Origin of the sequence: Cupriavidus sp. SW-Y-13 (genome assembly GCF_009793345.1) — a bacterium.
GTDB lineage: Bacteria > Pseudomonadota > Gammaproteobacteria > Burkholderiales > Burkholderiaceae > Cupriavidus.
In genome coordinates this window covers 448,845-461,449 of sequence record NZ_WHLX01000003.1, presented here as the reverse complement: position 1 = coordinate 461,449, position 12,605 = coordinate 448,845, and the positions used below count along the sequence as shown (strand labels likewise).

Here is a 12,605-nt window from a genome sequence, read left to right as displayed (position 1 = left end):
CCAATAGACTACAACACCAAGCGACCTACTGGCGCCAGACGTCAGAAAGGTCCGCGGGGGCTTGGCGGAACTGGCCACGTATCGCGAGCCCGACAGCGCAACAGTCTTTGAGAGCCGATCATGTCTTTTGATACCCAAACCTTCCGGAAGAAATACCGGGCGAACATTTCGCCTTACTACAACCCCTGGCTGCATGCTGGCTTCGTTCTTGTTTTCGGCGTGACCTTGATCCTCTTCTTGCTGAACAAGTTGGACCACGTCAGCGCGGTGGAGTGGCTAACTGTGCCGGCCACCTTAATTTTCTACAGCAGTGGCGAGTACCGCACCCATAAGGGTCTCGGGCACAACAAGAAGCGATTCGCGAAGGCGTTCTACCAGCGCCACACGGGCGACCATCATAGTTTTTTCGCAGATGACCAGATGCGCTACGAGTTCGCCAAGGACTGGCGGGTGATTCTGTTCCCGGCATGGCTGATCGTTGTCTACAGCATTGGCGCGCTGCTCGCTTGGTCGATCATCGGCCTGGTCAATGCGAACGTCGCTGCGCTGTTTGCCGCCACGCTACTGGGCGGCTATCTCAGCTACGAGATCTTTCATGCCTGCGAGCACCTCCCGCCGCAGAATCCGATCTGTCGCCTGCCGTGGATTCGCCACATGCGGCGGTTGCATGAGTTGCATCACCGCCGTGACCTGATGCAGACCAAGAACTTCGCCGTAGTGTTTCCACTGTGGGACTGGATCTATGGAACCCTTCATTGGGAGCCCGAAGAAGCAAGCGAGAGCCTGGTCCCCACCGTCAAGATGCAGCATTCCATTGATATCGCCCGGACGCCAAGCCAGGTACTGGCCTACGTGAGTACTCCGCTTCGTTGGCACGAGTGGCATCCTTACCACGTAGCGATCACCGGGCAGGGAGGGTCGCTGCCGGTTGGGAGCCACTTTGCGTACGTCGGCGGCCGTGCAGGCAAGTTGCAGTGGGAAGTCGTGGAAAGTCTTCCGGATCGGCTCTGGCGAACCCGGGCCCGTGGCAACCGGGGTCTTGAGATGTTCGTCACGTATGAGTGCATCGGCACAGCCACTGGCACGCGCTTCGTGCGGACGCTGGAGTATCGGTTTTCCAGTGTGGTGGCCCGCATGGCTGATCGGCTGGTTTTGCGTAAGCGAATTGAGCGCGACTCTGTTGCCTTGCTTCACAAGCTGCGCAGCGTCTCCGAGAGTGTTCTTCCCGCGGCAGAAACGGATTGTGCTTCCAAACAGGCGACATGAAGGGCATGGGGGCATGCAGGCTCCACCGCGCGTGTCAGGCTGCAATGGAGCAATGGCCAGACGGAGGGTCATGTCAACAGGCTCAAGCTCCTCAAGCGCCAAATGTATGGCCGCGCCAATATCGAGCTTCTGCGGCTGCGGGTTGTTACGTCCCGCGCAATCTGAGGTTTGGGGAGGGCCGTTTATCCCGCGAACGGCTGGGGCGATTTTCTGAACATCTCCGCAATCAGCGCGAGACGCAACGGACATAAGGAAGGCCAGTACTGCTCTGATATCGTGCGATGTTTTCCAGGCGCCACACGACAACCAGAACAGACTGGCCTATGCATCGCATTGTATTTGCGTTTCTCACGCTCGAACAACATCTTCTCGCTATCCGTTGGAGAGCGTGCAAAGGTTGGGGAGGACACCAAGAAAGTGCCGCTTAGGCACCGCGCCGGTTGTATGTGAACTAGGCTGATCGGTATCGCAACGGTGGGAGCAAGCCATGCGGTTGATCATCGAAGCCAGGTTGGCGGACGAGGGCAGCGATATTGGCCATGCCGGTGAGGGCGTTTTGGCAGTGATCGAGCGCCGTGACGGTAGTCTTGCGGATCTGGGCCTGACCCTCGCGGAGGGCCGCTCGCTGTTGGCCAAGGTTCAGACCGAGCTGGTTTCGAAACAAGTCGCGGGATGGCTTTCGGGCCAGACTCATTGCAGGAGTTGCGGGGCGGCTTTGAGCCACAAGGACCAGCGCTCGACGGTGGTGCGCACGGTGTATGGCAAGGTGATGGTGAACAGTCCGAGGCTGTGGTCGTGTGCTTGCCAACGGACTGTGCCGACGCCACGATCCGTGATCCATCCCTTGTCTAAAGCGCTGACTAATCGCGCCACGCCAGAGCTGGAATACCTCCAGGCGAAGTGGGCAAGCCATCTGCCATATCGGCAGGCCACGGCGATGCTGAAGGAAATACTGCCTCTGGACAAGGGCATTTCGTTCAGCGGCACTCGAAATCGGATTCGTGCTATCGGAAAGCAACTCGACGCTGACATCGAGCGTGATATTGCGAAGCTGCCCCCTTTCGACGGAGGCGTCCAGGTTCGCGAATCCAGCCATGTCGCGACCGTGAGCGTTGACTCGGCGTGGTTGCGGCATTGCGACTCGGTGAGGGGCCTTGGCCGACATGTCAACCTCATCGCTGGACGAGCGACGTTCACCGACAGGCCGCCAAAGTTCTATGCCTATGTGCACCGGGAAGTTACCTCGGCAGTAGCGCGGCTGGATCAATTTCTCACTCGAAACGGTGTGGCGACCGACGAGCGCGTTACCGTGATCAGCGACGACGCCGGTGAATTTGAGAAGACCATCCGGGGCAGTCAGCTCGCACGCGGCAGGATTCTCGATTGGTTCCACATCGCTATGAAGTTCAAAGCGGCGCAGCGTTCCGTGTTCGGCAGTAAGGTTATCGATTCACTGGAACGAGAGTCGATAGAGACCGAAATCACGCACGCCAAGTGGCTCGCGTGGCATGGCAAGGGCCGCAAAGCGTTGGAGCGCATCAAGGCATTGGACGCGCAGCTCCTGACCAGAGCGGGGTATGAATTCAGTACGCTGTGGTGGAATCTAGATAAGGTCTGCGGGTACCTGCGGAGCAACGCGTCTACGTTGGTCAACTATGGCGCCCGGCATCGAAAGGGCTTGCCCATCGTAAGCGCCAGTTTCGGCACACCTTGAGTGCGACGAGCGTATTCAGGCAGGATGCGGCGGGGCGGCTTTCGGCGGGGCGAAGCTGAACGGCAACAGGTCGCTGATGTCGGCGTCTGGCGTTCGCTGTGGCAACTCTGTGAGCACGTGGAGCAGATAGGCATATGGCTCGACGTCACAGGCCCGGCACGTCAGCATCAGGCTATAGATCATGGCGCTTGCCTTGGCGCCGGCCACGGTGTCTGCGAAGAGCCATGCCTTTCGATTATGGAAGCCCTTCCATAATCGAAATTATCGTAAGTTCGCAATTATGGAAGCTTCGCGGGAGCTATATCGAACGAACACGCGTCGATCCATGCCGCGGCCCTGCATTTGCTGGGCTACGGCATCGATGCGGATGCATGTCCCGCCGCGCGTCAGCTATCGACTGCCGATAACTAAAGCGCCTGTGCGTCGGGACGGCGACAACTTCCAGGCCCGGATTTTCTGGCGCAAGGCCGTTTGCCTGCTTGACCCTAACAGCCCCGTCATTCGCGTGGGTTTCGAATCCGGTCCCAAAGGCTTCGACGACGTATGGGTGGAATATGACCCCAGCCGTGCACCAAATGACCCAGAAGGAAAACCAATCCTGCGGGAGTACACGCAATGCAAGTGGCACGTTTCGGTAAGCGACTTCGGACATAGCGACCTCATAGATCCCGAGTGGATCAACGCCAATCGTTTTTCCTTTCTTCAGCGGGCCCGAAATGCTCAGCACGCCCACGCGAAAGACGGGATCGGGGTCCGATTCAAATTGCTAACCAACTGGCGGATCGCGCAGACCGACCCGCTCCGACCCCTTATCCATCAGCGTCACAAAGCCATTCGCCTGGAGCAGTTGTTTGGCACGAAGACCGATGCGTCGGCGACAGGCCGGATCCGGAAACTGTGGCGGGAACATCTGGGCATCGACGATGCCGAATTGCGTCTACTGGCCCGCACGCTTTCGCTCGACACCGACTCCACATCGCTGGATGACCTCCGCGAACTGTTGGACATGCACTTCGAGAACCGGGGACTGCTTCGCATACCGCTGAACGAGAGTAGCTTCCGGTATGACGACATCGTCTTCCAATGGCTCGCCCAGGGTCGCCTCGAGTTCACGCGGGACACCTTTCGGGACGCCTGCCAGCGCGAGAATCTGTTTGCGAAAAGGAACTCTCCAAGGACACTAGTGGGTGTCAAGTCGTTCGAGCACGCGTTCGACCGACTAGAGGAACGATGCAGCACCGTCCTGGACTTGATACCGTATTTCAACGATCGGGCCATTCGCGACCAGCAAGATTGGACCGGCAACCTGTACCCCGCGCTCAAGCGCTTTCTCATTGACGCGGCGCGCGAACCGCAACCGTTACTCCTGGCGCTAGACGCCCACTTGACGCTGGCGTTTGCCGCTGGGTCCGTCGTCAACATCAAGTCTGGACGGCACGTGGAAATCGAGCAGCGTACGATCGACCGGCAAAGCTGGAGCGCGACGGACACTTTCACCAATCCAGACTGGCCGACGTGGAACTTTGAAGTGGAAGACTTGACGTCAGAGTCAGGAGAGATGGCCGTGGCTGTTGCGCTCACCCACGATATTCCCGACGCGGTGCGCGGCTATATTGCCACCGCCTTGCCTGGCGTCAGCAAGCTATTAGTCGCGAAACCGTCGTGCGGATCGGGAGCGCAGTCGGTCGCAAGCGGCAGGCACGCTTTCGAACTCGCCGAAGCCTTGGTTCAGCGCATCAATATGGAGCGGAAGGACGTGAAACCTCCAATGCATATTTTTATTGCGGCGCCCAACGCCTTTACGTTCTTCCTGGGCCAGCGTCAGCCGGGTATGGGACGAACAACCTTGTATGAGTATGACTTCGAGGGCGCGTTTGGCGGCGGCTATCAAGCCTCCCTGACGCTCCCGACCTAGCACGCGCGTCAGGCATTGCCGAATGACTGGGCCGATGTGGCTTTGGTGTGGGACATATCTGGCGAAAGTGATGGCAAAAAGCTACCGAACGGTGAGCCACGTCGATGGCTGGACTGGCCTCCCGCAATACGAGATTCGCGACAACAAGGTCTACCGGGCGGTGTCCCATGTTAGCGGTTGAACTGGCCTGCCTCAGTATGAGATCCGTGGCGATAAGGTGTACCGTACCGTGTCGCATGCAGACAGCTGGAGCGCAGTTCCTCAATATGAAATCCGAGGCAACAAGTTGTATCGCACGTGCTCCCATGCACAGGGTTGGACCGGCTCTGCACAATACGAATTACGCTAGCGCAACCAGCGCGTACGCGGAGTGGCTCACGTCGCATGTACCGTCAGCTTTCTTAGAATCACTCGTATTGGAGCGTGCGGCGGCGTTCCAGCCATTGAAAGCGCCGATCAATGTCCAACGTTGGGTCAGTTGCCGAGAGTTGATCGGGCACTCGGCCTACTGGTCGGTATGCCCTGGAGAAGCTGGCCCGCACAGAATCCATAACAGTTCGAGGCAAGACATCGCTGCCGATCGGGTGACATTCGCTACCTCCGGAACTAGTTTTCGTTCCAGCCTGCCTCCAACGAAAACAAAGTGATGGCGGATACCCGCCAAGGAAGCTCGAAACGCTGCAGCGGCACTGACGCAAAGCCCGGCGAGTTCATGAGAAACGGCCGGACGTCTAAACTGTGCTTCCTTCGGCCACACAGCCTCAAATATCGGCCCGTTGAAGGTCCGACCACGCCCTCTCGGGATCATAAGGGGCGTGCTGGCTTTCCCGCTTTCAAGGTGCTTTCGCTGCTGGCGAGTTGGCGCATGACTCCGACCACCACCGTGCGATGCCCGATTTCAGATTTCTTACGCAGAAATGCGGGGAAGATTCGGCAAAGGCCGAAACGGAGCCAAAGGCATTCCCACGGGCATCCGGAATACTACGACTCCCCGCTCGACAGTCTCCGAGTATTGATGGGCCATGACGACACCTTGTACCAGTTCGATCAGACGATCCCATTTCACAAATCCGGAGGTCGCTGCTTCTCGAATCGCACGATGCATTGTCGCATACGCCAATAGAATTCCTGCTCGGGTCGATGCTCTCGAGTTCTCGTCCCTGGAGAGAAACCATCCCAAATCTCTACTTGGCGACACCTGTTCTACTGCTGAATCAAGCGCGATAACACTATTGGCAGGTTGTTCCACAAAATAGCGTAGCAGCAGGTAGGCCTGTACTCGTGCATCCCCTGTGCTGACTTGTATTCCGTCGCCCTTCCTGAAGACGACAAATTGCTTCAGCGGAACCCTCCCGGAGCTCGCAATACCCGCAGCATAAGAACGCAGAAGCCGCAAAGTGCAGCAATAGACAACGCGTATAAGCTCGTCTTCGCGCCGTCTAATAGTAAACAAAGGCACGAATGACATATTTCCCGCCAAATGTCGTTGCCAGAACAGGGCTACGCCGTTGCATGATGGCCGTTCCAATATCTCCGGAGGCTTTGCCAGCGCACATGCAATCGCAAAGGCACATTCCGCATCCGCGGCCCATATTTCGACGTTGGAGTAGGCGATCCAACTGTCACCGCGAGCGGAGACATCCTCTACCCACTCATTCAACGTAGAGAATGCTTGTCGATATATTTTTACGTGGGTTCGATGTTCGTGGAGGTAGCTTTCGACAAAAACTCCTGGACTAAGGGGCGCCCCCGATAATGCACAGTGACATACCGGACAATGAAGCGCCTCTCTGAAGTTTTCCAAAATACCTATATCGGAGAGAAGGCTACTACACTTCATGCAACGATCATGTATATCAACATTGTGAATCGGGCATCGCGCTAACTTGCTACACTGAAACCAGATCGAGTGATATCCGGACTCCAAACAAACGGGACAAAATCTAAGGCGACTAGTAAAAATGGCGCCCAACAAATTTGAAACCTCCCCAGCCACCAGCGAACGCTCCTCTGGAAACCTAGTACTATTGAAGTTAACTCGCTCTATGACATGGCGGATTCGTTTCAGCTTGCCGAAAAAAGTCTGCGTGCGCGTGGGAAAATTCGGAGCATCGAGTAACCTCATTGCGGCTTGCATGCCAACTGCATTCAGCCAACACAACCGATGAAAATACCCGAATGAAGACTCATTTGGTATCGAATCTAATCCACCACCGCACCAGTGAGCGTCTTTCATGCCTAAGCTTGAGAGCAGTCTGGTCTATCCGTGGCATCCGGTTTTTCATCCCAGGCCGATTTAGCTGCAAACTTAGCGGCACTCTGCCAATCTTCCTTTGGAAACTCGAAGTTTGGGCAATCTTTATCCATACCCTTAAACGCTAAAAACCCAAGAGCATCGAAAATACGCCTCGAAAGCAATTTTCCATTTTGACTTGGTTCTGATATTTTATCGTCTCTTATAAGATGTACCTCCTTCATTGCCTGCCAAAATAAACTGGCTTGATTAGCTAGGCGAAAGCCAGAGGCATATCCGAGTGGAAAACAAAATTCTGTCCATGTTGGTCCAAAATCCGTCGGCCATCTTTTCACGTCGATCACCTCAAGCAGATCTTGCAGCTCTTCCAATCCATATCCGCTGAGTCTCAGCCGATGCCTAAAATACCGATCCAGGCAGCCTATTTGCTGCTCACTGGATAAGGTTCTGAATAATTCACGAATTTTTGGAGACTCGCCACAACAAATCACGACGAAATCAATCCTCACCTCTTCTAATTCATTATGCAGATCTTTGATAAAACCGAAATCTATAGGACGAAGGGCCTGCGCTTCGTCAACCAGCATCACAATTAGCTTCCAATTAGTCTCCAGTGCAGAAGCCACAATGTCATTAATCAATCTCCGACTTAATTCGTATGAATTTCCATCAAGAGCAGCATGATTAACCGTATAAAGCAAATCCCTCACAAATCCACCATGAGAAAATATTTCCCTATTTAAGCCTCTATAAGAGAGTACGTGAATTTCGCTGAGATCTCTTGGTAACCGCTCACGAAGGACATTCATCATGATGGTTTTTCCCTCGCCAGCGATCTCTTCTATGAAAAAACTTTGCCTGAGAAACAATAAAGTTCTGGCGTTGTCATAAAAATTCGATATCGGGAGTGTCCATAATGGTGATTCCGCTCTGCTCTTCTTGGATATAATCGGGTGCTGCAGCATTAATGCTCGAAGATGACCCTCATCCATTTCTTTCTCCACGATCGCACGCAATCATTTCTTATTCCCCGAATCCAGCTTGAATATTCCGCGCGGATTTATATTTGGAAGCAGATCGTTATCACTCCCAACATTATTATTGTGGTTATCTTCTTCGGCCGGCTTTAGGGATGCTGATTTCGAACCAGTAAAGCTATCCCGAGCTACTTTCGCTATCGCAAGCGCAGTTTTTTTTCCGATATTTTCGCCGCTATTTTCGCTCGTTACAAACTCATAATCTACTTTTCCGGATCTAGCATAAATATCGGGGCTCCGGCCTCGGGGCCGTCCCTTTGCTTTTGCGCCTACCAGTTCTCTGACCCGCAATGCACATCGCCAGTTTTCCCATTTTTCCTCACCGTATAGCTTGCCCAAATTCTCGCCAGTTTCCGCGTCACTTGCCCATGCCTCTCTCGCATCGAGACGATTGATGTAGACAAACACTTTTCTTCCTATCATAGAAAAATCAGAAGCGATACGAGGATTTGTATATCGGCAGTATGCCGTATTAATGTACGGCCTACGCGTATGGACGCCCCATTCTCCCCTAACCTCCACCTTTCGTCGGTGCATAAGGAGTCGATCATTTGAATTGATAGATCTTGGTAGAGGCTGTGGAACCCATAGAAGCTCATGCTTATCTACGAATCTTTGCAGAACATTAATTACAGTTGCACCATTAAGTCGATCACCGGTTGAGATAGTATTATGTTCACGGACAACGGCATTCAACATATCGACCACAAAATCAAGGTCGATTCCGTCATTTAAACCGAGCTGTTCGACATCGGGGGGCCGGCGAACATCGTCGGGGCCCGACGCGTATGTGGCCTTCAGGCGATGCTCTCCGCGTTCTTTTGAAACCCCAATGATCCTTTCGACTAACGACCTTCCCCACCAGGCACGTGGGGGGCCGAACTCAATGGCACAACCAAATACATCAATAACGTTATTTACAAAATCATTTGCAATATTGCACCAACCGTTATCCACCCTAAGCAAACTGAATGCTTGCCCTGCCAACTGCGGTATCAACGAGCATATCAAGGTGGGGCCGCGTGCAACAAAATCCATATTGGTGCTACGTACCTCAATGCGAACGTCACCAGAATTCCGTGCGTCTAACACGACAGGCACACTGCTCAACATCGTCTGCAACGCACAATCGGCGCTCGGGTTAACTTCCAGAGAGATATGTGCGCCCAAAATTGCGCTTGTTTTTACCTCGACCAGCAACCCTAGATACCAACGAGATATAGGTATCAAATGCCCTGTACCGTTGGGATCAATCACCCTAACATGAGTGGGAATATCAATAACTGTGTAATCAAGCTCTACGACTGCAAACGGGAGAAGTGGCGATATGAGAGCATTAGGACCCATACCATGTCCTAGATTGTTAGTCGCCTCAGCACCCATTCTGGCTTTTACCGCACGCTCTGATCTTTCATTCTTCAAAGAATGAAGGAAGCGCAAAAGGGATCGTCTACCCTTGTCTTCCGTCAGGAAGGGCCATTCATTCTCTCCAACCCCTTTTGTCCGTAATTCAGAAAGAAACTCGCCATGTATTTCAATATAAGGCTGCGGCCCTAACTGCGGCGAACGGCTATTTTTTGACTTCTTTTGTTTATCCGGCTGCAGAAAGAATTTTTGTATTAAATCTTTCTTGACATCAGGAAACTTTTCGAATAACTGCGCCAGCGCGCCAGCGTAACCACTAGAGCGTTGATCGGCCAATGGATGCTTCGCAATAATGGGTTTCGTTCTGAAGTAAGGCTTAATGCGAAAACTCGGAAGCAACGCATAAAATCCTACAATACACCCCTCCCCTGCTGATGCCACGCATCGTCGGAGCAAGCGCCTCACTTCGTTTGGCGAGAATTTTGTCTGTTCTTGAATCTCACCGTAGGGAATATCGGCAGCATATAACTCAACGGCAAGCTTTCGATTCAGAAACGTTCGACGAGTCGCATCGTCAAGAACGGTGATATCGGGATGGGGCCAGTCGACAAGCTCACCGTGATATTGTTGAATCAACGATCTCCGCGCGCCCCCGCCCATTATTCAACCCGTTCTAGAAGGGAACGTCGGTGAAATGCGCTAGTACGAAGTTCGGTTTTAAGTTTCCCGTTTGCCAAGTAGCGCGCCACACTAGCAAGTAAGTGTGCGGGATCACAATCTTCTAGTGCGAGAACCTCCTGGAGCGTGAAGCTACTTCTGGCGCTAATTAATCCTGGGAGGGCCCTGGGATTCGGGTCTATAGCTCCTCTAACGCGTGTTCGATAGGAACATAGCAACATCCAATTATGGGGCAGCCATTGCGCCATTCGGATTTCGCCTTCGGTCTTGGTTATCCTATTCTTGTGTCGCGTGGGTTCCCCGTTCCTAGAGTGATTGAAGTGCCAACACTCCGTCTTGCCAGACTGATATAAAACATCAACTGTTTGTTTGTATTTTTTTTCAGATTTTTCTTTTGGTGGCCTGGATGGAAGATACGACAGTATTTCAGGATTTCCTTCGGCTAGCAATAAATGCGAAAATGCAACCACGCCGAAAATGCCAAAGCGACGATCATTTTTTGGGGAATCAAAAAAATAGACCGACGCGTGGCCGCGATTTGGATTTCTAACAAATTCAGCCGGGCTCAATCTGTGCTGGTCTGCGGCGTGATACATGATGAGTCACAACGGCGAGTCTTGGAGAATATATGGTAGAAAATTTTGTGAGTAGATAACGGTATCAGTAACCCTATGAAACTGGTTGCATAGTGCGCATAATTTTAATATTTTTTATTATCAGAAAATCGCAAAATTCGCATTTAAACCCAAGGACTTTCCCCAAAAAAATACTTTCGGTTGCGGGGACAATGTGTGGAGTGGAGCGGAATGAACTCCATGAACTGCAGGCGATTACTAGGAGCTCTGAGACAAGAGCGCAGAACCAAGGCTTTCGCCGTTTGCCTGCAAGCTCAAGGGAGGTAGGGGCGGGTAGGCGGCGCTCACACGCCAGCGGAGACATAGGCAGCATGACAACGGCTGCGGTCGCTCCCGAAAAAGACACACAATTACATCTTCGGCGTAGAACCGATAGAATATTTCATCCCCAAAAAAGACGAAAATATGTGTTGAATGCAGCGACAAAGTCTACGTAAGTAGATAATTCTTATCAGATTTTACCCCATCACTTTTCTCGTCGTCTGACTACAGCATCGATTGCTAGGTCACGTTCTCTTGGCGCAAACAGGCGGCAGCCGGTATCAGAGGCGGGAGGCCAAGTGACGGTCAGCACCGTAGCCTAGTCGCGGAAACTCTTCTGTCTGTCTCGTTCAAGTATCGAAGCAGCCGGACCCGCGCGCAGCCCGCTTATGGCCGAGTCTGCGTGACAACGCTGGTGCTCAGCTCAGATTGAAGCAATTTATCAGCACGGAACGGTACGCGCTGCTCCAGCACTTATGCTTGACGCTCGCCGCGACCATCTCGTCCCGGCGAAACGCCGAACATTCGCCGGTATTCACGATTGAATTGTGATTGGCTGCCGTATCCCACCGCAAAGCCAATGGTTGCGACATCCTGCGATGAGGATTGAAGTCGCGAGCGCGCCTCCTGCAAGCGTATCCGTTTCTGGAATTGCAGCGGACTGAACGAAGTGACCCGTAGGAAATGGCGATGGAAAGAGGTCACGCTCATCCCAACGAACGCCGCCAGTTGCTCAACCCGAAACGCTTCGGCGTAATGTTCTCGAATCCAACGGATAGCTCGGCCAATCTGTGCCATGCGACTGTCAGCCAAACCGAGCTGGCGAATCAACGTTCCCTGTTCGCTGTTTAGCAGCCGCCAATAGATCTCTCGTTCGATGGCCGGCGCCAGCACGCGGACATCGTCCGGTCGATCCAAAAGCCGAAGCAGCCTTACGATAGGGTCGAGCAAATCCTCTGTCAGGTTACTCACAGCGACACTGGCCACTTCAGCCTCGCCCTGCCGCGGCGTGCCGGTTTCAAGCAGAAGCGAAGCAATGAGTTCCGGTTTGAGCATCAGGCTGAGCCCGAGAAATGGCGCATCCACGCTGGCCTGCGTAATGTGGCCACTGACGGGCAGGTCAACGGAGGAAATGAGGTATTCGCCGGCCGCGTAGTCGAATACTTTCTCGCGCAGCAGGATACGCTTGGCACCTTGTGCGACGAGTGAAAAAACAGGTTCAACCACGTAAGCAAAAAGCGGACTTGGCCGATCCGCAGCGGCAACCAACAATCCAGTGATGAGCTGGCGCGCCACCAGTGGCTCGGCGTGGCGGGCAATCAGCGCTCGTAACTCCGACAACAGGGTGGTATCCATCTGTCAAAACGCTCAATACATCCAATGTTGGTAGGATTGTGCACTAATCCGACAGTTTTCATCTACTGGCTGTAGGTGAATCGGACGTTCAATGGAGTCAAGAGGCAGCATTGCTGTCCCGTCC

Annotated in this window: 7 protein-coding genes and 2 pseudogenes; 4 read left to right on the top strand and 5 right to left on the bottom strand. The window is 53.5% G+C overall.

The window, feature by feature from the left end; translation table 11 throughout:
- Positions 1-120 precede the first annotated feature (120 nt).
- From GA566_RS33790 to GA566_RS29600, 3 genes and pseudogenes are all read left to right on the top strand, one after another.
- Positions 121-1,266, top strand: a complete 1,146-nt coding sequence (locus tag GA566_RS33790) for an SRPBCC family protein (protein ID WP_043355372.1) — start codon at positions 121-123, stop codon at positions 1,264-1,266.
- A 27-nt stretch (positions 1,267-1,293) separates the two neighbouring features.
- Positions 1,294-1,431: pseudogene (locus GA566_RS33785) on the top strand (transposase); the annotation flags it as partial.
- A gap of 322 nt (positions 1,432-1,753) precedes the next feature.
- Positions 1,754-2,980 carry a hypothetical protein gene (locus GA566_RS29600; protein WP_043355374.1) on the top strand — a complete coding sequence of 409 codons (1,227 nt, stop codon included), beginning with the start codon at positions 1,754-1,756 and terminating at the stop codon, positions 2,978-2,980.
- A 15-nt stretch (positions 2,981-2,995) separates the two neighbouring features.
- On the opposite strand, the pseudogene GA566_RS29595 reads toward GA566_RS29600, so the two are convergent.
- A pseudogene (locus GA566_RS29595) lies at positions 2,996-3,214 on the bottom strand (transposase domain-containing protein); the annotation flags it as partial.
- Here GA566_RS29595 and GA566_RS29590 point away from each other — a divergent pair.
- Positions 3,162-4,895: an SAVED domain-containing protein gene (locus GA566_RS29590; RefSeq protein ID WP_224039289.1), complete on the top strand. Its 1,734-nt coding sequence runs from the start codon at positions 3,162-3,164 to the stop codon at positions 4,893-4,895. The pseudogene GA566_RS29595 and the gene GA566_RS29590 overlap by 53 nt on opposite strands.
- Before the next feature lie 907 nt (positions 4,896-5,802).
- On the opposite strand, the gene GA566_RS29585 is transcribed toward GA566_RS29590, so the two are convergent.
- From GA566_RS29585 to GA566_RS29570, 4 genes are all read right to left on the bottom strand, one after another.
- Positions 5,803-6,555 carry a hypothetical protein gene (locus tag GA566_RS29585; protein ID WP_137924358.1) on the bottom strand — a complete coding sequence of 251 codons (753 nt, stop codon included), beginning with the start codon at positions 6,553-6,555 and terminating at the stop codon, positions 5,803-5,805.
- 578 nt (positions 6,556-7,133) lie between these two features.
- Complete coding sequence (locus tag GA566_RS29580) at positions 7,134-8,141, bottom strand: ATP-binding protein (RefSeq protein ID WP_124684262.1); 1,008 nt, start codon at positions 8,139-8,141, stop codon at positions 7,134-7,136.
- 24 nt (positions 8,142-8,165) lie between these two features.
- Positions 8,166-10,187, bottom strand: a complete 2,022-nt coding sequence (locus GA566_RS29575; RefSeq protein WP_124684261.1) for a hypothetical protein — start codon at positions 10,185-10,187, stop codon at positions 8,166-8,168.
- A gap of 1,412 nt (positions 10,188-11,599) precedes the next feature.
- Entirely contained in the window at positions 11,600-12,481 is an 882-nt protein-coding gene (locus GA566_RS29570) for an AraC family transcriptional regulator (RefSeq protein ID WP_160475104.1), read from the bottom strand.
- Positions 12,482-12,605 lie beyond the last annotated feature (124 nt).